Source organism: Marivivens donghaensis, assembly GCF_030410045.1.
In the GTDB taxonomy this organism is placed as follows: domain Bacteria; phylum Pseudomonadota; class Alphaproteobacteria; order Rhodobacterales; family Rhodobacteraceae; genus Marivivens; species Marivivens donghaensis.
The window spans coordinates 222,112-246,407 of sequence record NZ_JAUFRA010000006.1 but is presented as its reverse complement, the minus strand read 5'-3'; the positions used below and the strand labels follow the sequence as shown (position 1 = coordinate 246,407).

Annotated in this window: 27 protein-coding genes; 22 read left to right on the top strand and 5 right to left on the bottom strand. The window is 58.4% G+C overall.

From position 1 onward, the window contains the following. Nucleotides 1–6 precede the first annotated feature (6 nt). Nucleotides 7–777 carry a F0F1 ATP synthase subunit A gene (locus QWY83_RS10770; protein ID WP_105235745.1) on the bottom strand — a complete coding sequence of 257 codons (771 nt, stop codon included), beginning with the start codon at nucleotides 775–777 and terminating at the stop codon, nucleotides 7–9. Then, on the bottom strand, nucleotides 764–1,093 hold the full coding sequence (locus tag QWY83_RS10765) for an AtpZ/AtpI family protein (protein WP_249945888.1): 330 nt from the start codon (nucleotides 1,091–1,093) through the stop codon (nucleotides 764–766). Before QWY83_RS10765 ends, QWY83_RS10770 begins: the two co-directional genes overlap by 14 nt. 230 nt (nucleotides 1,094–1,323) lie before the next feature. On the opposite strand from QWY83_RS10765, the gene QWY83_RS10760 reads away from it, so the two are divergent. Next, a complete protein-coding gene (locus QWY83_RS10760) occupies nucleotides 1,324–1,671 on the top strand; it encodes an ArsR/SmtB family transcription factor (protein ID WP_249945889.1) in 348 nt (115 codons plus the stop codon). Here the strand turns inward: QWY83_RS10760 and QWY83_RS10755 are convergent. Together QWY83_RS10755 and QWY83_RS10750 are read right to left on the bottom strand one after the other, a co-directional pair. Then, nucleotides 1,640–2,518, bottom strand: a complete 879-nt coding sequence (locus QWY83_RS10755) for a DMT family transporter (RefSeq protein WP_290245992.1) — start codon at nucleotides 2,516–2,518, stop codon at nucleotides 1,640–1,642. The genes QWY83_RS10760 and QWY83_RS10755 overlap by 32 nt on opposite strands. Further along, the gene (locus QWY83_RS10750) at nucleotides 2,515–3,393 is read right to left on the bottom strand and encodes a LysR family transcriptional regulator (protein WP_105235749.1); all 879 of its coding nucleotides are present in this window, start codon (nucleotides 3,391–3,393) and stop codon (nucleotides 2,515–2,517) included. Before QWY83_RS10750 ends, QWY83_RS10755 begins: the two co-directional genes overlap by 4 nt. Nucleotides 3,394–3,647: 254 nt before the next feature. Between QWY83_RS10750 and ffh the strand changes: the two genes are divergently transcribed. The 12 genes from ffh to rpmE all read left to right on the top strand — a co-directional run bounded on the left by ffh (nucleotide 3,648) and on the right by rpmE (nucleotide 11,427). After that, a complete protein-coding gene (gene ffh / locus QWY83_RS10745; RefSeq protein ID WP_249945890.1) occupies nucleotides 3,648–5,168 on the top strand; it encodes a signal recognition particle protein in 1,521 nt (506 codons plus the stop codon). A 3-nt stretch (nucleotides 5,169–5,171) separates the two neighbouring features. Next, nucleotides 5,172–5,687, top strand: coding sequence for a GNAT family N-acetyltransferase (locus tag QWY83_RS10740; protein ID WP_249945891.1), 516 nt, complete (start codon nucleotides 5,172–5,174; stop codon nucleotides 5,685–5,687). Then, nucleotides 5,684–6,250, top strand: coding sequence for a GNAT family N-acetyltransferase (locus tag QWY83_RS10735; protein ID WP_249945892.1), 567 nt, complete (start codon nucleotides 5,684–5,686; stop codon nucleotides 6,248–6,250). Before QWY83_RS10740 ends, QWY83_RS10735 begins: the two co-directional genes overlap by 4 nt. Before the next feature lie 9 nt (nucleotides 6,251–6,259). After that, nucleotides 6,260–6,556: a chorismate mutase gene (locus tag QWY83_RS10730; RefSeq protein WP_067550043.1), complete on the top strand. Its 297-nt coding sequence runs from the start codon at nucleotides 6,260–6,262 to the stop codon at nucleotides 6,554–6,556. Nucleotides 6,557–6,595: 39 nt separating this feature from the next. Then, complete coding sequence (gene rpsP, locus QWY83_RS10725; RefSeq protein WP_067550045.1) at nucleotides 6,596–6,970, top strand: 30S ribosomal protein S16; 375 nt, start codon at nucleotides 6,596–6,598, stop codon at nucleotides 6,968–6,970. Nucleotides 6,971–7,083: 113 nt separating this feature from the next. Next, nucleotides 7,084–7,713 carry a 5,6-dimethylbenzimidazole synthase gene (gene bluB, locus QWY83_RS10720; RefSeq protein WP_249945893.1) on the top strand — a complete coding sequence of 210 codons (630 nt, stop codon included), beginning with the start codon at nucleotides 7,084–7,086 and terminating at the stop codon, nucleotides 7,711–7,713. Between the two features lie 10 nt (nucleotides 7,714–7,723). Further along, nucleotides 7,724–8,239 carry a ribosome maturation factor RimM gene (rimM, locus tag QWY83_RS10715; RefSeq protein WP_249945894.1) on the top strand — a complete coding sequence of 172 codons (516 nt, stop codon included), beginning with the start codon at nucleotides 7,724–7,726 and terminating at the stop codon, nucleotides 8,237–8,239. Continuing rightward, on the top strand, nucleotides 8,232–9,047 hold the full coding sequence (locus tag QWY83_RS10710) for a hypothetical protein (RefSeq protein ID WP_249945895.1): 816 nt from the start codon (nucleotides 8,232–8,234) through the stop codon (nucleotides 9,045–9,047). Before rimM ends, QWY83_RS10710 begins: the two co-directional genes overlap by 8 nt. 9 nt (nucleotides 9,048–9,056) lie before the next feature. Continuing rightward, nucleotides 9,057–9,878 (top strand): tRNA (guanosine(37)-N1)-methyltransferase TrmD, encoded by an 822-nt coding sequence (trmD, locus tag QWY83_RS10705; RefSeq protein ID WP_249945896.1) that lies wholly within the window; start codon nucleotides 9,057–9,059, stop codon nucleotides 9,876–9,878. Nucleotides 9,879–9,926: 48 nt separating this feature from the next. Beyond that, nucleotides 9,927–10,538: a hypothetical protein gene (locus tag QWY83_RS10700; RefSeq protein ID WP_249945897.1), complete on the top strand. Its 612-nt coding sequence runs from the start codon at nucleotides 9,927–9,929 to the stop codon at nucleotides 10,536–10,538. A gap of 269 nt (nucleotides 10,539–10,807) precedes the next feature. Next, nucleotides 10,808–11,194 carry a 50S ribosomal protein L19 gene (gene rplS / locus QWY83_RS10695; RefSeq protein ID WP_067550057.1) on the top strand — a complete coding sequence of 129 codons (387 nt, stop codon included), beginning with the start codon at nucleotides 10,808–10,810 and terminating at the stop codon, nucleotides 11,192–11,194. An 11-nt stretch (nucleotides 11,195–11,205) separates the two neighbouring features. Beyond that, entirely contained in the window at nucleotides 11,206–11,427 is a 222-nt protein-coding gene (gene rpmE / locus QWY83_RS10690) for a 50S ribosomal protein L31 (RefSeq protein ID WP_067550059.1), read from the top strand. A 117-nt stretch (nucleotides 11,428–11,544) separates the two neighbouring features. Here rpmE and QWY83_RS10685 read toward each other — a convergent pair whose 3' ends face one another. Continuing rightward, nucleotides 11,545–12,882, bottom strand: a complete 1,338-nt coding sequence (locus QWY83_RS10685) for a DEAD/DEAH box helicase (RefSeq protein ID WP_249945898.1) — start codon at nucleotides 12,880–12,882, stop codon at nucleotides 11,545–11,547. 337 nt (nucleotides 12,883–13,219) lie between these two features. Here QWY83_RS10685 and QWY83_RS10680 point away from each other — a divergent pair, with 337 nt between their 5' ends. The 9 genes from QWY83_RS10680 (at nucleotide 13,220) to cybH (ending at nucleotide 24,156) form a co-directional block, all read left to right on the top strand. After that, on the top strand, nucleotides 13,220–14,029 hold the full coding sequence (locus QWY83_RS10680) for a division plane positioning ATPase MipZ (protein WP_105235759.1): 810 nt from the start codon (nucleotides 13,220–13,222) through the stop codon (nucleotides 14,027–14,029). 143 nt (nucleotides 14,030–14,172) lie between these two features. Further along, complete coding sequence (locus QWY83_RS10675) at nucleotides 14,173–15,483, top strand: sensor histidine kinase (RefSeq protein ID WP_249945899.1); 1,311 nt, start codon at nucleotides 14,173–14,175, stop codon at nucleotides 15,481–15,483. Beyond that, nucleotides 15,480–16,472 carry an NADH-quinone oxidoreductase subunit B family protein gene (locus QWY83_RS10670; RefSeq protein ID WP_249945900.1) on the top strand — a complete coding sequence of 331 codons (993 nt, stop codon included), beginning with the start codon at nucleotides 15,480–15,482 and terminating at the stop codon, nucleotides 16,470–16,472. The genes QWY83_RS10675 and QWY83_RS10670 overlap by 4 nt, the downstream gene beginning before the upstream one ends. Continuing rightward, nucleotides 16,469–17,896: a nickel-dependent hydrogenase large subunit gene (locus tag QWY83_RS10665; RefSeq protein ID WP_249945901.1), complete on the top strand. Its 1,428-nt coding sequence runs from the start codon at nucleotides 16,469–16,471 to the stop codon at nucleotides 17,894–17,896. The genes QWY83_RS10670 and QWY83_RS10665 overlap by 4 nt, the downstream gene beginning before the upstream one ends. Further along, nucleotides 17,896–20,091 (top strand): carbamoyltransferase HypF, encoded by a 2,196-nt coding sequence (gene hypF / locus QWY83_RS10660; protein ID WP_249945902.1) that lies wholly within the window; start codon nucleotides 17,896–17,898, stop codon nucleotides 20,089–20,091. The genes QWY83_RS10665 and hypF overlap by 1 nt, the downstream gene beginning before the upstream one ends. Before the next feature lie 204 nt (nucleotides 20,092–20,295). Continuing rightward, a complete protein-coding gene (locus QWY83_RS10655) occupies nucleotides 20,296–21,384 on the top strand; it encodes a hydrogenase small subunit (RefSeq protein WP_067550071.1) in 1,089 nt (362 codons plus the stop codon). 3 nt (nucleotides 21,385–21,387) lie between these two features. After that, nucleotides 21,388–23,178: a nickel-dependent hydrogenase large subunit gene (locus QWY83_RS10650; RefSeq protein ID WP_105235763.1), complete on the top strand. Its 1,791-nt coding sequence runs from the start codon at nucleotides 21,388–21,390 to the stop codon at nucleotides 23,176–23,178. Nucleotides 23,179–23,193: 15 nt separating this feature from the next. After that, nucleotides 23,194–23,376 carry a hypothetical protein gene (locus QWY83_RS10645; RefSeq protein ID WP_067550075.1) on the top strand — a complete coding sequence of 61 codons (183 nt, stop codon included), beginning with the start codon at nucleotides 23,194–23,196 and terminating at the stop codon, nucleotides 23,374–23,376. A 3-nt stretch (nucleotides 23,377–23,379) separates the two neighbouring features. After that, complete coding sequence (gene cybH / locus QWY83_RS10640; RefSeq protein ID WP_105235764.1) at nucleotides 23,380–24,156, top strand: Ni/Fe-hydrogenase, b-type cytochrome subunit; 777 nt, start codon at nucleotides 23,380–23,382, stop codon at nucleotides 24,154–24,156. The last annotated feature ends 140 nt before the right edge of the window (nucleotides 24,157–24,296 follow it).

The following is a 24,296-nucleotide window of genomic DNA, read 5'->3' as shown; positions in this document are numbered from 1 at the left end:
CGTCTCTTAGTGCGCTGGGTGCAGCGCATCTTTGAGGTAGATGCAGGTCAGAATGGTGAACACGTAAGCCTGAATACCGGCTACGAGAACTTCGAGACCGTAGACTGCTGCGATAGCCACAACAGACACAGGAGCCACAGCAGCGATCGCAGCAAAGCCTGCGAACACTTTGATCATCGCGTGGCCTGCAGTGATGTTACCTGCAAGACGGATGGAGTGGCTAACGGGACGGACGAAATAAGAGATAACCTCGATGATCGCGATGATCGGGCGCAGCGCGAGCGGTGCGTCTTTCAGCCAGAACATGCCGAGGAAGCCGATGCCGTTCTTCACGAAACCAATCATGGTTACGATGATGAACACGCCGAAGCCGAGAACAGCAGTTACTGCGATGTGCGAGGTGGGCGAGAACGACAGCGGCAGAAGGCCGAGGAAGTTCGCAAAGAAGATGAAGCAGAAGAGCGAGAAGATGTACGGGAAGTACTTCACACCGTCGTGGCCGGTGATGTCTTCAACCATCTTGTAAACGAAGCCGTAGAACAGCTCTGCGATCGACTGACCGCGCGACGGCACGATTGCGCGACCGCGGCTACCGATGACGAACATCGCAACAATCGCCAGAACAGCGAGGGCCATCCACAACGTTGCGTTGGTGATGGTGTACCAGTGAACGGGGCCATCCCCGAACAGCGGAGTTACCTTGAACTGGTCCAGCGGGTGGAAAACAAGGCCTGTGCCTTCGCCATGCGCTTCAGTCGCCACGTCAGTGATCCCCATCTTTGCTGGAAGGTTGCTCCAGCAGTTTCCTCTGTAGTTCCTGAGCAGAGCCGATCACGGTTTTAACACCGGCCGCAAAGCCCAGAAAAATGAATATCACCAGAAACACAGGCATGGTGCCAAAGGCGTAATCTAACCCGTATCCGATGACGAAGCCGATCAGAAGACCAGCTACAAGCTCGGTGACCATCCGCCACGCATGCTGCGCTTGAGAGTAGTCTTTCTTCATGTGGTTCACTTCGGGCGCTTTGGCTTTCACCTCTTTGATCCGGCTTTCTAGCGCCTTTAGGCGGTCAAGATCGTTCGGATCAGTCACACGAAAATCCCCTCAGAAGGTTGGGGACTAGCTATGGCCTTAGGACCAATGAGTCAATAAGCCGTGATGTGACAAATCGTTCGACGTAATGCATTGTTAATTAACGAAAAAACTTTCACCGCTTCCCCGCCAACGATTCCGCCCACAGCCCATTTAACCCCGAAACCACCCATTCTTTATATTCAACCAATCGGTTGACCTTTGTTATGAAGGCGGCTTAATCGGCGGATATGGCAGCTACACTTGATACCGTCTTTATGGCCTTGGCCGACCCCACCCGCCGCGCGATCCTGTCGATGCTGCTGGAGGATGATATGGCAGTAACCGATGTGGCCGAACCATTCGCCGTGTCGCTTGCCGCGATTTCAAAGCATCTTGCCGTTCTGGCTGACGCTGGACTGATCTCTCAGGAGAAACGCGGACGGGTGAAATGGTGCAAACTGGAACCCGACGCCCTGCGTGAAGCAAGCGTTTGGATGCAAGGCTTTGGTCAGATGGATGGCGTTGATCTCGATGCGTTCGAACAATTCCTCGCCTCTGAGGGCGTCATTCTCGCAGAAGAAGAAGCAGAGCGATAAGCGTCATTGCCACGCCAACCAGCACGATCCCTGGCGGGACGTAGGCATGCCGGATGTATTCCCACGCTATCACCCATGTCGGCACAAGGTATGTGTAGGCCATGACCTTGGACGAAGGCAGGCGTTGGGTCGCGAAGAGCAGCAGCAGCGATGACACCGAGGTCGCAAAGACCGCGATATAAAGGATCGTGATCCAAACGAGGTTCGGAAGGTTTACCCAATCCGTCACCAACAGATCACGCCAACCATACCCCGTGATCCAGATCGCCGCCGCGACCAATGTGCCGAAGGTGTAGGGAATGACATGCGTGCCGCGATTGAGCCTCCGCGCGAGCGGCGTATAGATCGCATGCGCCGCGCAGCCCCAGAAATAGAGCGCCTCACCGCTACCGACCTCGAACGCAAGGAATGCACTGAGGTCGCCACGGAAGATCACCCAGACCGCACCCGCACCGCCAATGGCGAGGGCCAGCGCGATGCGAGGGGACATGACTTGTCGCAGCAGGAAATACCCAAAGCCGCCCGCCATGACAGGCGTCAGCGTGAACACCACCGATAGGTTCACAGGCGACGTGGATTTGAGCGCCATGAACATCAGGACAAAGTAGCAGGCATAAAGCCCGCCCAAAATCGCGTAACGCCACGGGGCTTTGAACGTCTGGCGACTTCCCTTCCCTGTCAGCTTCATCACGATACCGAGGATGGCGACGGCGACCCAGAACCGAACGGTGTTCAGCGCGACAGGCGAAATGTCATTGGCAACGGAGGCGCCGAGCGAAAAGCTCCCCGCCACTGAGGCAGAGAACACCAACATCGCCAAATGTCCCGCTAGATGGGGGCGGATCAATCGACCCACGACTTTGCCTCTTCCTTGAGGAACTTGAGGAAGGTCTGCACCTTTGGCGTCCGATGCAGATCAACGTGCGTGACCAGCCAGAGGCTGGTTGACCATTCTTCGCGCGGCGGCATGACCTGCTGGACACCTGGCATCAAGCCAAATTCGTAGGACGGAAGGAACCCGATCCCTGCCCCCGCCGCGATGGCGTCCCGCATCGAGCGGTTGTCCATCGTGCGATAAACGATTTGCGACGACGGCACGTTCGCAAGAAGCCAACGGTGGAACGGCGCACGGCTGTCAGAGTCGTCATGGCTAACGAACTCGTGCTTTGCGAGGTCCGCGTCGTTCTCTGGCATCCCCATGCGGTCGATGTAGCTTTGGGCCGCGACCATCGCGACGGTCTGTTTGATAAAGGGCTGGACCACGTTGTCAGGCTGGTCAGGCGCGGCACCGGCACGGATCGCGACATGCGCCTCACCATATTCGAGACGGAACAGACGGTCGCCTGTGAGGTAGCGGATCTTTACCTCTGGGTTCTGCTTCTGGAATTTCACCATCACAGGCGTGAGCATCGTCGAGAACGACGCGAGCGACGTCACCGTCAGATCGCCCGTCACACCATCCCCGTGCCCCTTTAACCGCGCACCTAGCTGATTAAACTGATCGTCCGCTGCCTTTGCGACCTTTAACAGGTCCTGCCCTGCCTCAGTGGGTGTGTAGCCCCGAGCGTGTCTCTGGAACAATTTCACGCCCAGACGCCCTTCGAGAGCGTCGATGTGACGGATCACTGTTGCGTGGTGAACACCCAACACTTCGGCCGCGCCGCTGACTGTGCCCAAACGCGCCACCTGATAGGCCGTGCGCACCTCATCCCAATGATCCATCGTGGAAATCCTTAAATCGACCACGTCAATCTAGCCACTGAACCGAAAGGCGCAAGGGCAAGGCGTGCTTGACTCACTGGTTCCACGCGCGTAAACGCAGGCCAAATTTCCCGGAAGCCGAGTCTTCCGGTCCCTTCCCTATTCGGGGGGATCGCCGTCCATCAGCGCGTTGCGCCCATGGGCGCGATTGTGGTTTGAGCGGTCGATGCCTATGTAGCGACCAGATGTTTAACGGGTCGCTGGAGGGCCATGGCATGTTTGAAAATCTATCCGAACGCCTTGGCGGAGTGTTTGACCGTCTGACGAAACAGGGTGCCCTGTCCGCAGACGATGTTAAAACCGCGCTTCGTGAAGTGCGCGTTGCACTCCTCGAGGCTGACGTTTCCCTGCCCGTTGTTCGCAGCTTTGTTAAAGCGGTCGAGGCAAAGGCCACTGGCTCTGCGGTAACAAAATCGATCACTCCGGGTCAGCAGGTCGTAAAGATCGTACATGACGAACTGATCGCGGTTCTGTCGGGTGGCGAAGAAGCCGACCGCCTGAAGATCGACAACCCGCCTGCCCCGATCCTGATGGTCGGTCTGCAGGGTTCGGGTAAAACCACCACCACCGCGAAACTCGCAAAGCGTTTGAAAGAACGCGAAGGCAAGCGCATCCTGATGGCCTCGCTCGACGTCAACCGTCCTGCGGCTATGGAACAGCTTCAAATCCTCGGCCAGCAGATCGGTGTAGACACACTCCCGATCGTCAAAGGCGAAGATCCCGTCACCATCGCAAAGCGCGCCAAAACACAGGCGAGCCTCGGTGGCTATGACGTCTATATGCTCGACACCGCAGGCCGACTGCACATCGATGAAGAACTGATCCAGCAGGCTGCTGACGTTCGTGATGCCGTGAACCCGCGCGAAACGCTCTTGGTCGTCGACGGCCTGACGGGTCAGGACGCGGTGAACGTTGCAACCGAGTTTGACGCTAAGATCGGCGTCACTGGCGTTGTCCTCACCCGTATGGACGGTGACGGTCGCGGCGGTGCTGCGCTGTCGATGCGCGCCATCACGGGTAAGCCCATCCGCTTTGTCGGTCTGGGCGAAAAGATGGACGCCATTGAGACCTTCGAGGCGGAACGCGTTGCTGGCCGTATCCTCGGCATGGGTGACATCGTTGCACTGGTCGAAAAGGCTCAAGCAACGCTCGAGGTCGAACAAGCCGAACGTATGATGAAGCGCTTCCAGAAGGGCCGCTTCAACATGAACGACCTGAAGATGCAGCTGGACCAGATGCTCAAGATGGGCGGTATGGAAAGCCTGATGGGTATGATGCCCGGCATGGCGAAACACGCTGGCAAGATCAAAGAAGCTGGTTTCGACGACATCATGCTGCGCCGCCAGATCGCGCTGATCAACTCTATGACCAAACTCGAACGCGCTAACCCTGATGTGATGCAAGCCAGCCGTAAAAAGCGGGTTGCTGCGGGTGCTGGCCTCGAGGTGTCGGAACTGAACAAGCTGCTCAAGCAGCAGAAGCAGATGGCCGACGTCATGAAGAAGATGGGCAAAATGGGCAAAGGCGGCGCTCTCAAAGCAGCCGTTAAGCAGATGTTCGGCAAAGGCGGTATGCCTGACATGCCGAACATGGACGACCCCAAAGCCATGGAACAAGCAGCCAAGGCACTGGGAAGCCAGTTGCCGGGTGGCAAACTTCCGGGTCTTGGTGGCCTTGGTGGCCTCGGCGGTTTGCCGGGTGGCCTATCGGGTCTGGGCATGGGGAAAAAGAAGTAAGCCATGCAAACGCTCGAAACCCAACGTCTTATCCTGCGCGAGCCGAAGGCTTCGGACATGGAGGCCGCATGCGCCTTTTTTATGTCTGACCGCGCAGCAGGCGTGGGTGGACCGCATGATCTGGGCAAGGCATGGCGTGCTTTCGCGGCTGAGATTGGCCATTGGCAAATCCACGGATACGGCATGTGGATCGTAACCCGTAAGGGCGACGACACACCGCTGGGCATGATCGGACCGTGGTTCCCTGCCGATTGGCCAGAAACTGAAATTGGCTGGACCGTTTGGGACCCGTCGATCGAAGGCACAGGCATCGCCACTGAGGCCGCTCGCGCAGCGATTCATCACGCGTGGAACGTTCTGAAGTGGGACACCATCGTTAGCTACGTCGGCATCGGCAACACCCGCTCCGCGAACCTCGCGGAAAAGCTGGGCGCTGTGCTGGATGAAACCGCACCACAGCCGAAACCCGATCAACCGTGCTGGGTCTATCGCCACCCGAAACCGGAGGCTGTTCAATGACACGTGCATGGGAAAACGCCCCTGAAGGCCAAGCAGCCGTTGCAACCGACCGTATTCGCGGCGCCCTGCCCCGTATCATCCTTGATCGTGTGACCCTGCGCGCGCCGCGCATCACCGATTTTGAGGACTACGCGAAAATCGTCTGCACCGAGCGCGGCAAATTTGTTGACGGCCCAATGGACCGCGACCAAGCATGGCTCGATTTCAACCAGCTGATCGCGGGTTGGGTTCTGCGTGGCGCTGGCCTCTGGACCGTAGAGCGTAACAGCGATTTCGTGACCTTGGGCTTTGTGATGCTCGACCATGAATTCGGCGATCCCGAGCCCGAAGTTGGTTTCCTCTTCCTCGAAGAATACGAGGGCCAAGGTTACGCCTATGAAGCCGCCCGCTCTGCCCGCAACAACGCGTTTAACGCGCTGAGCTGGCCGACACTGGTAAGCTACATCCACCCCGACAACACCCGTGCGATCCGTCTGGCTGAAAAGCTGGGCGCGGTGCGTGACGAGACCGCTGATTTCGGCGGCTGCATCACCTACCGCTATTCGCCCGATATTCCAGCGTAAGAGGACAGAATGACCGACGCCGTTCAAAAAGCAGCAGCGATCCTCAAAGGCCACCGCGAGTCCATCGACCGTTTGGACGCGATCCTCGTCTTTACGCTGGCCGAACGCTTTAAGCACACCCAAGCCGTTGGGAAGCTGAAAGCGGAAAACGAACTTCCTCCGTCTGATCCCGTGCGCGAAGAGGCACAGATCAAGCGGTTGACCGACCTTGCGGAACAGGCCGATCTGGATCCTGAGTTCGCCAAGAAATTCCTGAATTTCGTTATTCAGGAAGTGATTCAACACCACAAACAACACCAATCCTGACGGCCCGCCCGTCACCACGCCATTCAAGGAGATCAACCCATGGCTATGAAAATCCGTCTCGCTCGCGGTGGTTCGAAAAAACGCCCTCACTACGCAATCGTTGCTGCAGACTCGCGCATGCCGCGTGACGGTCGCTTCAAAGAGAAACTGGGCACCTACAACCCGCTTCTCGCAAAAGACAGCGAAGACCGCGTAAAACTGAACGTAGAGCGCGTTCAGTTCTGGCTCGCTCAGGGCGCTCAGCCGACCGACCGTGTTGCACGTTTCCTCGAAGCTGCTGGCCTCGTTGCGAAAAAAGTCCGCAACAACCCGAACAAAGCTGTTCCGGGTAAAGCTGCTCAAGAGCGCGCTGCTGCTAAGGCTGCAAAAGCTGCCGAAGCTGCTGCACCGGCAGAAGAAGCCGCTGAAGAATAATAAACGTTCTGCTCGGCCTTTCGGGGCCGAGCAGTCCCCCTTGTCTTTGGGGCTATTTTGTCTGACCTTGCCAGCATAACGACGGGCAATGCCGCACAAAGGAGCCATCGCGCATGACTGGGTTCTCACCCAACTTTCAAAGTGACCTCTGGTCACTGATCCGCATGCGCCGCGATGTCCGTCGGTTCAAACCTGACGCCATTGATCCCGAAATCGTCGACCGTTGCCTGCGTAGTTTTTCGCTCGCCCCGTCTGTTGGTTTGTCCGAACCGTGGCGGATCGTGATGGTGAACAGCGCAGAAGGTCGCGCCGCCGCGCGTGAGAATTTCCTTGAGGCGAATGCCGATGCGCTGGCGGGTTACAGTGGCGACGATGCGAGAATTTATTCGGGGCTAAAGCTGTCTGGCATGGATTTGTCCCCCGTTCAGATGTCCGTTTGGTGTGACGCTGGCACGACCAAGGGCAAGGGCCTCGGCGCAGGCACTATGCCCGAAATGAAGGCCTACTCCTGCGTTTCCGCCGTCATGCAGTTCTGGCTCATGCTCAAGGCGCATGGGGTCGGCATGGGATGGGTGTCCATCCTCGATCCTGACCGTTTGGCACGCGACCTTGATGTTCCGGACGGCTGGAAATTGATCGGCTACTTCTGTATCGGCTATCCCGAAGAAGAACATGAAACTCCAGAACTCGAGCGCGCTGGTTGGGAACAACGGCAAGCTCTCCCTGATATGCTGGTAAGGTAAGAGGATCGACATGCCCGAAGATCGCGTTGTCGTAGGTTCTATCGCAGGTGCCTTTGGTGTCCGTGGCGAAGTGCGCCTGAAGTCGTATTGCTCTGACCCCGAAGCCATCGCCGACTACACGCCTCTTTATACAAAGGACGGTCGTAGCTTCCCTGTTGTTGTCCTGACGGGCATCACCAACAACGGCCTCACAGCACATATGGACGGGATCGTCACCAAAGAGGACGCAGATGCGCTCAAGGGCACTGAACTCTTCGCATCGCGCGATGTCATGCCCGACCTTCCTGATGACGAATACTATTACAACGACCTGATCGGCCTTTCGGTCTTTGATACGGGCGGCAATAACCTTGGCACTGTAAAAACGGTCGTGAACCATGGCGCAACGGACCTCTTGGAAGTGACCAAGATGGGCTACCGCGACACCGTGCTGTTGCCGTTTACCAAAGCCGCGGTGCCCACCGTCGACATCGCCGCGGGCCGTATCGTCGCTGACCCACCCGAAGGGCTCTTCCCCGATGCCTAAACGTCGGATTTTGCTGCACCCGGGCTTTCACAAGACTGGCACCAGCTCTATCCAGCATTTCTTTTGGACCAACCGCGAAAAGCTGGCGCCGCATGTGCATCTGTTCATGCTCCGCCACCTCAAGCCCGTCACCCAACTGACCCACAGCTATTCGCGCAGCGGCAATCCTCTGACTCTGATCGATCTGGCGGATCGCCTTGATGAGGTCTTTGCTGACACGCCCGACGACAGCCGCGATATCCTGATTTCCTGCGAGGCGCTCTGCGGCCACCTCCCCGGTTGGCCCAAGGTGCAAACCTATCAGGCCGCGCCCGTTATCCTGACCTATGTCACAGGCTACTTGCGTGATCTTTTTAGCGCCGAGGTCGAGATCGTCGTGACCACACGCGATCCCGAACCGTGGCTCTACTCTGCCTATCGTCACCACCTCAAAGGCCAGCGCCTGACGCTCGACCCCGATGCCTTTGCCGCGAAATATGCCAAGGCCGCCGACTTTACCCCGATCATTTCGGCCATCGCGACCCAATGCGGCCCGACGCAAACGCTGCCGTTGGAAACCTCAGCGCTCCATCCGTTCGGCCCCGGTGGTGCGCTCCTCGACCTGTTCGGCATCCCAACCGACGGCTTTACCCCCGTGGGCAAAGGCAACGAAGGGCCGTCGAATACCCTGTGGCGCGAGTTCCTGACGCTCAACCGCTCTGACCTCACCGACACCGCGCTGGTCGATGCCAAAGACGCGCTCGCCAAACAGTCGAACTTGGGCGGGTGGCGCACGGGGGACGTTCCCAAACCCAGCCAATTGCCCTAAGACAGCCGCATGACTGATACACCCGATACCCCCCGCAGCATTGGCCGCAAGGTGATGCGCCCGACCCTGAAACCGACCGACCTGCTGACCGAACAGCCGGAGTGGGTGGGGACGTGGACCGCGCAGATCATCACGCTGATGCCCGATGCTTTTCCGGGGGTGCTCGGCGATAGCCTGACGGGCAAGGCGCTGCGGGAAAACCTCTGGGCGCTACGGACGATCAACCTGCGTGACTACGGGATCGGCAAACACAAGAACGTCGACGACACCCCTGCGGGCGGTGGCGCGGGAATGGTGATCCGCGCCGATGTCCTCGACCCCGCGATCCAAGAAGCGGGCCGCAATGCCCGTGGCCGCATGCCTCTTGTCTACCTCTCCCCGCGTGGGAAGCGGTTCGATCAGGCGATGGCGCGGGAGTGGGCGTCCTACGACGGGATCACCATGATCTGTGGCCGTTTTGAGGGCATCGACCAGCGCGTGATCGACGCCTACAACATCCAAGAAGTCTCGCTCGGCGATTTCGTCCTAACGGGCGGTGAACTCGCCGCTCAAGCCATGCTCGACGCCACTGTGCGCCTGCTGCCGGGTGTGCTGGGGAACGCCGAAAGCGTGGTGGACGAAAGCCACTCCAACGGGCTCTTGGAACACCCCCAATACACCCGCCCCGCCGAATGGCGCGGCCGCGAAATCCCCGAAGTCCTCATGTCCGGCCACCACGCGAATATCGAAGCATGGCGAAAGGAACAGGCCGAGGAGCTTACGAAGGAACGTCGGCCTGATATGTGGGAGAGGTATCGGGGGGGGCTACTCAATTTAGGCGCCACATCTTAGGGTTGACTCTACACCTATGGTTTCCCCAGGATTTATGAGGATGATTTATTGAGTCAGGATGATGAACCGGACTGGAAAGTAGAACTCCAAAAACACGATGAAGCTTTAGAAACACAACAGAATGCAGAAGCGACACCAAGTTTCTCTATCCCCGAATTTAAAAAACGGATGAGACAAGGCGAGGACTGGCACAAGTTAGTTCAAGCAAAAATCTACTTGGAATTTGTTGCTTTAAAATTCTTAGAACAAGAGCTGGCAAACCCAAACGAAATTCGACTAAGTAGAATGAGTTTCAGCTCACGGTTAGACTTAATTTCTGCGCTAGGCCTCGCGCCTAAGAATTTTATTGACGCTGTGCGGTTGGTCTCAAAAAAGCGCAACAACGTTGCGCATGATTTAGAGTTTGAACTGACCGAACAAGATGCCAACGAAATAGCAAGCCAGCTGCCTAAAGAGCTAAAGAAGATAGCTCGCGAGGTAGAATTCATTACGGATCAAGGCCCAATTGAGATAAGTCAATCACTCTCAATTATCGTTGTAATGTTTGAGCAATACCGACAAACTCGTATGCGGTATCTAGTTTGGATCAAACACAAAAAGCATCGTGAGCGGTTACTACAAAAGATGATCAAGCAAGTGATAGCAGAGATTTCGACATAGAAGCGTTGTTTCTGGCAAACTCAATCCTTGCCCAACACCCCCCAATCCCCTATACGCGCCCTGTCTAGGGGTCCGTGCGATTCCGTAGGCCCGTGTTGCTATTGCTTTGGCGCGTTTTCTTCGGCAGCCACCACGGCTCGCAGCATCGGTGAATAAGTAAAGTCGACCTGAACTCTGGCGGGCGCTACGGCGGACCCGAAAGAAGACCAAGAGCTCTGAGGACGCATTAACTTTGTGGGACCACCACAAGCATCATAGGAGAAGGTCAGATGGATCTGATCGCACAGCTCGAGGCGGAACAAATCGCCTCCCTCGGGAAAACCATTCCCGATTTCAAAGCCGGCGACACCGTTCGCGTAGGCTACAAAGTGACCGAAGGCACCCGCACCCGTGTTCAGATGTACGAAGGCATCTGCATCAGCCGTAAAAACGGCAAGGGCATCGCTGGCTCGTTCACCGTTCGCAAAATTTCCTTCGGCGAAGGCGTAGAGCGCGTATTCCCGCTCTTCTCGACCAACATCGACTCGATCGAAGTTGTACGTCGCGGTAAAGTCCGTCGCTCGAAACTGTACTACCTGCGCGCACGTCGTGGTAAATCCGCACGTATCGCAGAAGTCACCAACTACAAACCGCTCAACAGCGGCGCTGACGCGTAAGGAGACGGATAATGAAAAAAGACATCCATCCCGACTACCACTTCATCGAAGTGAAAATGACCGACGGCACCGTTATCACCATGCGCTCCACTTGGGGCAAAGAGGGCGACACGATGGCACTCGACATCGACCCGACCGTGCACCCTGCATGGACTGGCGGTACTTCGCGTCTGCTCGACCAAGGTGGTCGCGTATCGAAGTTCAAAAACAAATACGCAGGTCTGGGCTTCTAATCCCAAACCCACGGTTTACGGAAACGCCGCGCATTTTGCGCGGCGTTTTTGTTTGGGCGATCGGGTGGCCAGTTAGTGAAACGAAAAACGCGGACCCGAGGGCCCGCGTTTGTCATTTTATCCTGCGGCGCGATTGCCTTGGGGTTTGCGGCGACGCTGGCCGCCCCCTGCTGGCTTAGCAAACGACGGACGGTCACCTGCGGGTTTGCCGAATGCGGGACGATCCCCTTTGGGTTTGCCAGCACCACCGCTGCCTTTGTTGCCAAAGCGACGCGGACCACCACGGCCATTGCCAGCGGGTTTGCGTTTCGGCTCGTTGCCGAGGACTTCCCACGGACGGCCAGAGGCGACAGGGATCGTCGTTTTGAGCGTCTTTTCAATGTCGCGCAGATCCGACATTTCGTCAGGTGCACAGAACGCAACGGCGCAACCGTCCGCACCTGCGCGCGCGGTACGGCCAATACGGTGGACGTATTGATCAGGCACGTTCGGCAGCTCGTAGTTATACACGTGACGCACGCCCGGAATGTCGATGCCACGGGCCGCAACGTCGGTTGCCACGAGAACGCGCACCTTGCCCTCTTTGAAGTCTTTGATTGCGCGGTCGCGTTGTCCTTGGGATTTGTTCCCGTGGATCGCAGCAACGGCAAAGCCCTTGTTTTCGAGAACGCGCGACAGTTTCTCCATCCCGTGCTTGGTACGGCCAAACACCAGTGCCAGTTCGTCACGGTGTCCGTCGAGCAATTCAACCAAAAGGTCCGTCTTTGCAGCCTTCGCAACAAAGTGGATGCATTGTTCGATTTTCTCAGCCGCCTGACCCGGAGGGTTCACTTGAACGCGGATCGGGTTGGACAAGTAGCTTTCGGCCAATTCAGCCATCTGTTTCGGCATGGTCGCCGAGAACAGCATGGTCTGACGCTCTTTGGGGATCAGCGTCGCGATTTTGCGCAGCGCGTGAATGAAGCCGAGGTCGAGCATCTGGTCAGCCTCGTCCAACACGAGGAACTGCGTCTCATCAAGGCGCACAGCACCACGGTCGATCAAGTCGAGCAACCGACCGGGGGTCGCGACGAGGATCGAGGTACCTTTTTCCAAACGGCGGCTTTGGCCCGTGATGCCTGCGCCACCGACGACCAGAACGGTTTTGAGGTGCGAGCCAGAAGAAAACGCAGACAAGCTATCCGCAATCTGTTTCGCAAGCTCACGGGTCGGCGCGAGGATCAGCGCACGCGTGGTTTTCGGCGAAGGCTTTTCACCGTTTTTCATCAGCGCATCGAGCATCGGCAGACCGAAAGCAGCGGTTTTACCTGTGCCCGTTTGCGCAAGGCCCATAACGTCGCGACCGTTCATCGCGTGCGGGATCGCCTGCGCTTGGATCGGGGTCGGGTCAGTGATGCCAAGCTCGGCAAGTTTAGTCACAAGGCGGGGGGCGAGCCCCAGCATATCGAAGTCCATAAAAATCCTGTTCCGCGCAGCCCAACGGGCAACGCATTGGTCCGGCCCAGCGCCGGAAACTGCAAGAGTTGCGCGGATCGCTCGCCGTTCGACCGGATGTCGAACTGCCGGATCTACGCGGCCCCTTGCGTGAAAGTGGGAACCTGTAGGTTGATGACGTCTTGCGCACATCTCAGCGCACGTCTCACGCGGACGGGACGGTCATCAGTGGCGGCATATGGACCCTTAGCCGTTATACGTCAAGGATTAAGTAATTGCGGCATCACAGGCGGCACATCTTTTCCTTGGCGGTTTCGCGCCATATAGTGCGACCAACGAACAGCACTGGGGATCGGGCGTGGCGCATATTATCGTCGTCGGTAACGAAAAAGGTGGCGCGGGCAAATCGACCGTGTCGATGCATGTGGCAACGGCTTTGGCGCGGATGGGACACCGGATTGGTGTGCTCGACCTCGATATGCGGCAGAAGTCGCTGGCGCGGTATCTGGATAACCGTAAGGCATATTCGGACGCCGAAGGTCTGAACCTCGCCATTCCTGTGTACCGCGACCTTCCTGAGGTGGATCAGGCCGACCTGCAGCCCGGTGAAAACGCATTTGACCATCGTCTGTCCGCAGCCGTGGCCGCGCTGGAACCCGAAAGCGATTTCATCCTTATCGACTGCCCCGGTTCGCACACCCGCCTGAGCCAAGTGGCACATTCGCTCGCTGATACGTTGATCACACCGCTGAACGACAGCTTTGTTGATTTCGACCTTCTCGCCCATATCGACAGCGATGGTGAGAACATCACTGGCCCTTCCGTCTATTCCGAAATGGTATGGAGCGCGCGTCAGTTGCGTGCTCAGGCAGGCCTCCAGCCGATTGACTGGGTCGTGGTGCGGAACCGTTTGGGCGCACAGGCGATGGTCAACAAACAAAAGATGGAATCCGCGCTGAACAAACTGTCACGTCGGATTGGGTTCCGTGTCGCCCCTGGGTTCAACGAGCGCGTTATCTTCCGCGAATTGTTCCCGCGTGGCCTGACGCTCCTCGACCTTAAGGATGTTGGCGTCACGCAGTTGAACATCTCGAACCTCGCGGCCCGTCAGGAATTGCGCGACCTGATCAAGGCACTGAACCTGCCGGGTGTTACTGCGGACTTCTGATCACTGCCTGATCACGTATCCACGTCTCTGCATGGTCACTTTGCAGAGACGTACCCTATTCGACCATAAGTCTATGAATTCACGCGGGCTCTCCTTTGACGTGGCCTGCAAACTCGCTAAGCTATCCCAAAGAGGAGCCTCGCGTGATCGACACCCATGACCTGAGCGGTGGACAAACGCCCGTGTCCGATGAGGCATGGGTCGATGTGCTGCGGGCCGTCGATAAAACCTACGCAGAGCTGGTCAGTTACCAGAGCGAGCTAGAGGTTCGGAACGCCGAACTTGATGAAATGCGCGGCTTTATGGCCTCGGTTTTTGCCTCGGTGTCGGACGTTTTGATCGTTGTCGATCGGGACGGGTTGATCGAACAGGCGGCGGGGTCGTTCCAAATGCTCTTGGGCCTTGACCCTGCCAGTGTGCGGGGCCGCCCCTTGGCTGATCTCACGTCAGATGCCGCACTGCATGAGGCCGTGCAAAAGGTCGTGCAAAACCGAAAATCCGTTCGGTTTGAGGCTGAACTGCCCACCTCTGCCGGTCCGACCCCTATTGATCTGTCGATCACCCCTCGCATTGGGGAACGCGGCAAAAGCCTTGGCGCGGTGCTGATCGGGCGCCCTGTGGGCGAACTGCGTCAGGCCTATTCCGAACTCGCCGAAAGCCACCGTGCATTGCAAGAGGCCCAAGCCCACCTCGTTCGCAACGAAAAGCTGGCGTCGCTGGGTCGGTTGCTCGCAGGCGTTGCGCACGAACTCAACAACCCGATTTCGTTCATCTACGCCAACACCCATGCCTTAGAAAAATACGTGGCGCGGTTTGTGACCTATTTCGAACAGGTGCAGGCGGGGGCATCGCGGGCAGAGCTAATTGAGTTGCGCAAGGAACTGCGGCTCGACCGCGAACTGGCGAATATGCGTACCGCGATTGACGGAGCGCGGGACGGGTCCGAACGGGTCCGCGACATTGTTGAGGATCTACGCAGGCTATCCGCAGATGGCACGGGCGAATTTGCCAATTTCGATTTGGTTGAAACAACACGCGTGGCAACCCATTGGGTCGTGCGCGGGATGAAAACCCCTGCACCGATTGTCACCAATGCGCCCCTGACCCTCTCGGCGAACGGGCGCGTCGGTCACGTTCAGCAGGTCATAATGAACCTCGTTCAAAATGCGCTCGATGCGGTTGAAGGCACAAAGGACCCGCAGATCCAGATCACCTTGGGCCAAGACGGCGATCACGTCTTTGTTCAGGTCGCGGACAATGGTCCTGGGATCGGTCCCGACATCGCAGGGTCCATCTTTGACCCGTTCTTCACCACCAAACCCGTGGGCAAAGGAACAGGCCTCGGCCTGTCGATCTCTCACAAGATCGCAGAGGAACACGGGGGGCAGTTGCAACTCTGTCCATCTGAACGCGGTGCCTGTTTCCGACTGTCACTGAAACGAGGTGGGGAATGAACGTTCTCTGGCTTCAGGCGTCGGGCTGCGGTGGCTGCACGATGTCGCTCCTCTGCGCTGAAAACCCGAATGTGTTCGATCTATTGGGTGGCGCGGGCATCAGCTTTATCTGGCACCCTGCCCTCTCTGTCGCCTCTGGCGACGAGGTGCGCCGCCTCTTGGCGCAGGTTGGAGCGGAGGAGATCCCGCTCGATATCCTCTGCATTGAGGGCGCCATCGCACGTGGTCCGCGCAACACAGGGCGGTATCAAATGCTATCGGGCACAGGCCGTAGCATGATGGACTGGGTCCAATCGCTCGCCCCTCTCGCGCGGCATGTGATCGCCGTGGGTAGCTGTGCGGCCTTTGGTGGCGTGACGACTGCAGGCGGGAACCCGTCGGATGCGGTCGGGTTGCAGTTCGATGGCACGCATGCGGGCGGCATCCTTCCGTCGGGCTTTGTCGGCAAAGGTGGCCTGCCCGTGATCAATATCTCAGGCTGCCCTATGCATCCGGACTGGGTGACTGAGACGTTGTTGATGCTGGCCGATGACGCGCTCACGCCTGCTGATCTAGACAGCTATGCGCGGCCAAGGTTCTTTGCCGATCACCTTGTCCACCATGGCTGCACAAAGAACGAATTCTACGAATACAAAGCCTCGGCCAAGGAACTCAGCCAGATCGGCTGCATGATGGAGCATTTGGGCTGCATTGGCACCCAAGCCGTCGGTGACTGCAACATCCGTCCGTGGAACGGAGCTGGATCGTGCACGCGCGGGGGCTATCCCTGCATCGCCTGCACCGCGCCCGAATTCGAAGAACCCCGCCACAGCTTTACCGAGACGCCAAAGATCGCGGGCATTCCCGTTGGCCTCCCGTCCGACATGCCCAAGGCGTGGTTCATGGCGCTGGCCTCTCTGTCCAAGGCCGCAACACCAGACAGGATTGGCACCAACGCGACAAGCGACCGCGTGACCATCCCACCCACCATCAGGACGCCCAAGAAATGACAGACCGCAGCCTGATCGTCGGCCCGTTTAACCGCGTCGAAGGGGACCTCGAAATTCGTTTGGACGTGCGGGACGGTGCTGTCGCTGCGGCCTACACGAACTCGCCCCTGTTCCGTGGGTTTGAAATGATGCTCTTGGGCAAAGACCCACGCGATGCGCTGACGATCACGCCACGGATTTGCGGGATTTGTTCGATCAGCCAATCGGCGGCGGCGGCCTTAGCCCTCGCCGATGCGTCAGGGGCTGTGATGCCAGCCCAAGGGATGCTGATCGCCGCGATCTTACATGCGGTTGAAAACCTCGCCGATCATGTGACGCACTTTAACCTCTTTTACATGCCCGACTTTGCCCGCCCCGTGTATAGCGCCGAACCTTGGCATGATCAGGCGGTCGCACGGTTCACCGCAATGGAAGGCTCAGCCGCCCGCGATGCCGTGACCGCGCGGGCAGAGCTTTTGCACATCGTCGGGCTATTGGGTGGGAAGTGGCCCCATACGCTCGCCATCCAGCCCGCTGGCGTGACAAAGACGCCGACCACATCGGATAAGGTGCGCATCCAGACCGCGCTGCGGAGCTTCCGGCGTCATCTGGAAACGACGCTCTTTGGTGCCCCTGTCGAAACCTTTGCCGCGCTGAGCCGTAAGGACGACCTGCTGAATTGGACCACAGGGGATGCTGGCCTTTTTATCAGGATCGCGCAGGCGGTTGGGCTGGATGATATGGGCTACGGTCCGGGGCGGTTCATGTCCTTTGGCGCCTACCCACTGCCAGATCGTCGGGCGTTCAAGGCGGGCGTTTGGAATGGCACCCTTAGCCCCGTCGACACCACACAGATCACCGAAGACCTCAGCCACGCATGGATGCTTGGCGATACGGCGCATCCCCGCGATAGCACAACCGAACCAGACGAGGATATGCGCGACACGGCGTATAGCTGGTGCAAGGCCCCACGTCTAAACGGCCAAACCGTTGAAACAGGTGCGTTGGCGCGACAGATTATCGACGCGAACCCATTGGCCCGTGATCTGGCAGCGCACCCCTCGGCCTTTGCCCGTGTCGCAGGGCGACTGATCGAGATCGCCCGCACGCAAATGCTTCTCGAAGATTTGGCGGCTCAGATCGACCCCAAGGATCGGTTTATGGGGCACTGGGACATGCCCGCCTCAGGCACAGGCGAAGGTCTGGTTGAGGCAGCACGTGGTGCCTTGGGCCATTGGGTGAACTTCGACGGCGGGAAGATCACAGGCTACCAGATCATCGCGCCGACCACGTGGAACTTTAGCCCACGTGATCAGGAAGGGAACGCTGGTCCTGTCGAGGCCGCCTTGGTCGGTGCGCCTGTCCGCGACGGCGAAGAAACCCCGATCGCGGTCCAACACATCGTCCGTAGTTTCGATCCCTGCATGGTTTGCACGGTGCATTGATGGGCTGGCGCATCCGTGTCCGCGGGCAGGTCCAAGGCGTCGGATTTCGCCCCCACATTTGGCAACTCGCCCAACGGTTCGGCCTGAACGGCGAAGTCCTGAACGACGCTGAGGGTGTTCTGATCCTCTGCGACACCGCCCCTGACGAATTCATCACTGCGATCACCGCAGAAAAGCCGCCCCTGTCCCGCATCGATCAGGTCGAAGTCACTGAGGCGGACTATGATGCGCCCATAGGCTTTACCATCGCGGCCAGTGGGGCAAAGGGCGCAGAGACCCGCGTCACCCCCGATGCCGCCACCTGTCCCGCGTGCTGTGACGAAATCCACGGGGACGGTCGCAGGGCGGGATACGCCTTTACCAACTGCACGCACTGCGGGCCGCGTTTCACCATTCTGAACGCGCTGCCCTACGACCGCGCCCAGACCACGATGGCACCCTTTACCATGTGCCCCGACTGCGCCGCCGAATATGCAGACCCCGCTGACCGTCGGTTTCACGCGCAACCCATCGCCTGCCCTATTTGCGGCCCGCGTATCTGGGCAGAGCCCGATGGTGACGCGATCCCAGCCACGGCGGAGCGTATCTTGGCTGGGCAGATCGTAGCGATCAAAGGGCTGGGTGGGTTCCACCTCTGTTGTGACGCCACGAACCCCACCGCGATCGATACCCTACGCACGCGGAAACACCGTCCGACAAAGCCTTTGGCGCTGATGGCGACGCTCGACACCATTCACCGTTACGCTCGTGTCACCGACGCCGACCTCGCGCTTTTGACCGACCCTGCTGCACCGATTGTTCTGCTGCCCAAGGCCGACGCCCTGCCTGACACCCTCGCCCCGCAGCAAAACCAACTGGGCTGGATGCTGCCCTACACGCCGCTTCATCATCTGTTGATCGAGGCCGTGGGCCGACCGCTGGTGATGACCTCGGGCAACCTCTCGGGCGAACCGCAGGTGATCGGCAATGATGAGGCCCGCGAAAAGCTGAGCCGCTTTGCCGATGCGTTCTTGATGCATGATCGCGACATTGCCCGCCGACTGGACGACAGCGTGGAACGCGCCACTCCACCGATGATTTTGCGCCGTGCGCGGGGCCGTGTGCCTAGCACGATCCCGTTGCCAGAAGGGTTTGAGGACGCGCCGCAAGTCCTCGCGCTTGGGGGGCAGATGAAAGGCGCAATTTGTCTGACGAAGAACAGAGAGGCCCTGCTCGGACATCACCTCGGTGACCTAGACGATGTCTTATGTGCAGAGGAATTCGAGAAAGCCGTCACGGACTATTCCGCCCTGTTCGACCACAAACCGACCGTTGTCGCCGTCGATGCCCACCCTAGGTATCGTGCGACGCGCTACGGGCAAACGCTCGGACTGCCCGTGGTCGAGGCTTGGCACCACCATGCCCACCTCGCGTCCTGCCTCGCTGAAAACGGCTGGCCGCTGTCGGGTGGGCCCGCGGCGGGGATCATATTGGACGGCACGGGATTGGGGCCTGATGGCACGCTGTGGGGGGGCGAGGTTCTCCTCGGTGATTATCGCGCGGCCACGCGGGTGGGTGGCCTTACCCCTGCCCCGCTGGCTGGTGGTGATCGGGCCGCCCGCGAACCTTGGCGCAACGCGATGGCCCGACTGGATCAGGCAGGGCTGAGCGATTGGGCCGATGAACTGTTCCCCGACGCCCCCCGCGACATCCTCCGCCACGCTGTCTCCAAAGGACTGAACGCCCCAATGTCGTCGAGCGCAGGACGGCTCTTTGACGCTGTCGCTGCGGTTGTGGGCCTCTGCCCGATGGCGCAAAGTTACGAGGGCGAGGCGGCGATGGCCTTAGAAGCCTTAGTCGACCCCACAATCGACGGGGCCTATGCGTTCGGTGTTGAGAACGGCCAGATCGATCCCTCACCGATCTGGGGTCAAATCCATGACGACCTGCGCCGCGGCGCGCCCCACTCTCAGATCGCCACCCACTTCCACCGCGGCCTCGCAAATGCCTTTGCCGATGTCGCCCGTGACCTGTTTGAACAGGGTAATGTCGAGGCAGTCGCGCTCTCTGGTGGATGCTATCAAAACGTTGCGCTTTTCACGATGACCAAGGCACGGCTGGAGGGCATTCCCACCCTCGTCCATCGTGAGATTCCCGCCAACGATGGGGGACTCGCCTTGGGTCAGGCGATGATCGCAGCAGCGCAAAGCATCTGACCACATATACGATTAGGCGGTTATCGCCATACCGGACGCGATCGCAGAGAAATCACACTAACCACATGAAATGAATGCAGTATTCCACTGTATGCGAATTTTGCACTCACTGCCTACCTTCTGACCCTGATCCACCCGATCCTAAACGGACAATGCCCGAATTGCGTCTTTCGCACGGGCCAGAATTCAAAGAGGGAGGGTCATTTGTCGCAAATCGAAACCTTTTATGAAGTGATGCGGAAGCAGGGGATCACCCGCCGCTCCTTTATGAAATATTGCTCGCTGACGGCCTCGGCACTTGGCCTTGGTCCGTCGTTCGTGCCGCAGATCGCGCACGCCATGGAAACCAAACCGCGCACGCCTGTGATCTGGGTCAATGGCCTAGAGTGCACCTGCTGTTCGGAATCCTTTATCCGTGGCGCGCACCCGCTGGCCAAAGACGTCGTTCTGTCGATGATCTCTCTCGACTATTCGGAAACGCTGATGGCTGCCGCAGGCCACCACGCCGAAGCCGCGTTGGAAGAAACGATTGAGAAATACAAAGGCAACTACATCCTCGCCGTTGAGGGCAACCCGCCCCTGAACGAGGACGGTATGTTCTGCATCGTCGGCGGCAAGCCCTTCGTCGAGCAGTTGAAACATGCAGCCCAACACGCGAAAGCGGTTATCTCTTGGGGTGCTTGCGCGTCCTACGGCTGTGTTCAGGCGGCAAAACCTAACCCGACGCAGGCCACACCCGTTCACAAGGTGATCACCGACAAACCGATCATCAAGGTTCCGGGCTGTCCGCCCATCGCCGAAGTCATGACGGGCGTCATCACCTATATGCTGACCTTCGACCGTCTGCCCGAGCTCGACCGCCAAGGTCGTCCGGCGATGTTCTACGGCCAGCGTATCCACGACAAATGCTACCGCCGTCCGCATTTTGATGCGGGTCAGTTCGTCGAACATTGGGACGATGACAACGCACGCAAGGGCTTCTGCCTTTACAAGATGGGCTGCAAAGGCCCGACCACCTACAACGCCTGTTCGACCGTGCGTTGGAACGAAGGTGTCTCGTTCCCGATCCAATCGGGTCACGGCTGTATCGGTTGTTCCGAGGATGGGTTCTGGGATCAGGGCTCGTTCTACAACCGCGTCACCGATCTGACCCAGTTCGGGATCGAAGCCAACGCAGACAAAATCGGCATGACCGCCGCTGGCGTTGTTGGCGCGGGCGTTGCGGCCCATGCGGCCGTATCCGCGCTCAAGGCCGCGCAGCGCAAGACTCAAGACAAGAAAGAGGAGGCATAAGCCATGGTCACCACCCCTAACGGCTTTGACCTCGACACATCGGGCAAACGTATCGTCGTCGACCCTGTGACCCGCATCGAAGGCCACATGCGCTGCGAAGTGAACGTGGACGACGAAGGCATCATCCGCAACGCGGTTTCCACAGGCACCATGTGGCGCGGTCTAGAAGTGATCCTCAAGGGTCGCGACCCGCGTGATGCTTGGGCGTTCACCGAACGGATTTGCGGCGTCTGCACAGGCACCCACGCGCTGACCTCGGTCCGTGCGGTAGAGGACGCGCTGGGGATCACCATCCCTGACAACGCGAACTCCATTCGTAACATCATGCAGTTGAACCTGCAGATCCACGACCACATCGTGCACTTCTACCACCTGCACGCGCTGGACTGGGTGAACCCTGTCAATGCTCTGCGAGCTGACCCCAAGGCGACCTCGGAACTGCAACAGATGGTGTCGCCGAACCACCCGCTGTCGAGCCCAGGCTATTTCCGCGATGTTCAGAACCGTCTCAAACAATTCGTGGAATCTGGTCAGCTCGGCATCTTTAAGAACGGCTATTGGGACAACCCTGCCTATAAACTGCCGCCCGAAGCAGACCTTATGGCAACCACCCACTACCTCGAAGCGCTCGACCTGCAAAAAGAAATCGTGAAAATTCACACGATCTTTGGCGGTAAGAACCCGCACCCGAACTGGCTCGTTGGTGGTGTTCCGTGCCCGATCAACGTCCACTCGACGGGCGCTGTCGGCGCGATCAACATGGAACGTCTGAACCTCGTGTCGTCGATCATCGACAAGTGCATCGAGTTCAACAAAAACGTTTACCTGCCTGACGTTGTTGCCATCGGTGGCTTCTACAAAAACTGGCTCTACGGTGGCGGTCTGTCGTCGCAAGCCTGTCTTGCCTATGGTGACATCCCAGAGCATCCGAACGATTTCTCTGCGGATCAGCTTCACCTGCCGCGCGGCGCGATCATCAATGGCGACCTGTCGGTCGTTCATGATGTAGACGTGCGCGACCCAGAACAGGTTCAGGAATTCGTTGACCACTCGTGGTACGAATACGCAGAACCGGGCATGGGTCTTCATCCATGGGATGGCGTAACTGAGCCGAAATACGAACTCGGCCCGAACGCCAAAGGCACACGCACCAACATCCAAGAACTCGACGAAGCTGCGAAATATTCGTGGATCAAAGCGCCGCGTTGGAAAGGTCACGCGATGGAAGTTGGCCCGCTGGCCCGCTACGTCGTCGGCTACGCCAAAGGCCATGAGGACATCAAAAACCAAGTTGATGGCCTGCTGCGCACGATGGACCTGCCGCTGCCTGCGATCTTCTCGACCCTTGGCCGTACCGCTGCGCGGGCGCTGGAGTCGGAATACTGTGGCCGCTTGCAGAAGCACTTCTTCGACAAACTCGTCACCAATATCAAAAACGGCGACGAAAGCACTGCGAACGTGGCGAAATGGGACCCGTCGACATGGCCCAAAGAAGCCATGGGCGTTGGCATGACCGAAGCACCACGTGGTGCGCTGGGTCACTGGATCAAAGTCAAAGATGGTCGCATCGAAAACTACCAGTGCGTTGTTCCAACCACTTGGAACGGTTCGCCGCGTGACACCCAAGGCAACATCGGCGCCTTTGAGGCCGCTCTGATGAACACCAAAATGGAACGTCCCGAAGAGCCAGTCGAAATCCTGCGCACTCTGCACAGCTTTGACCCATGTCTTGCGTGTTCGACCCACGTTATGTCGCCCGATGGTGAGGAACTCACCACCGTCAAAGTCCGCTAAAGGGAGGATCGGACAATGAAAAAACTCGCGACTGCACTTCTCACCCTGAGTGCCACCACAGCGGTGGCGCATACGGGCCACGATGCCGCACTTGGCGACGGTATCGCGCATTGGACCCTGTCGCCCCTTCACGGGCTGGGTGTGATTGCATTGGCTGCGGTTCTCTACGGTGTTCGCTCCTACCTTCGGAAGGAGTGATCCATGGCTGATCAGTCAATTCACACACCAAACATGGAGGTCGAACCTCTGGAAGCGTCCCGCCTGACGGGGGACGCAACCGCGCAGGACATCGACAGCATCCGCCGCAGAACATCGGTCTTTGTCTACGAATGGCCTGTGCGTCTGTGGCACTGGGTCAATGCGCTCTGCATCATGGTTCTGATCGGAACAGGCTGGTTTATCGCCTCGCCCCTGCCTACCATGACCTTTGCTGAGGCCACCCATCAGTTCGTCATGGGCTACATCCGCTTTGGCCACTTTGCCGCCGCGCAAATCCTAACGGTCGGGTTCTTTGCCCGCATCTATTGGGCATTTGTCGGCAACCACCACGCAAAGCAATTGTTCTACGTTCCCATCCTGAACAAACGCTGGTGGAAAGAGGTCGTGTTCGAACTCAAATGGTATCTCTTCCTCGAAGCAGAGCCAAAGAAGTACGTCGGCCACAACCCTCTGGCACAGATCGCCATGTTCTTTTTCATGACGCTCGGGATCACGTTCATGATCCTGACAGGCTGGGCGCTCTACGCAGAAGGTGCGCAGGCGGGTTCACTCTCGCACAACCTGATGGGCTGGTTGATCGGTTGGGTCGGGAACACACAGATCCTGCATTCGGTCCACCATTTGGGCATGTGGTTCATCGTGATCTTCATGATCATCCACATCTACGCCGCAATCCGCGAAGACATCCTGTCGCGTCAGTCGATGGTCTCCACCATGATCTCTGGCACGCGGACCTTCAAAGACGACCGTCCAGAATAATCCCATCCTTATTCAGGACAAAAAACGGGCGCTTCGGCGCCCGTTTTTTTGTGAATATTTCATTTCCAAATATACATATGTTCGATAATTTACTTTTCACTATGCTGCAGCATAGCATCCTACGGCATACAGAAATTTAA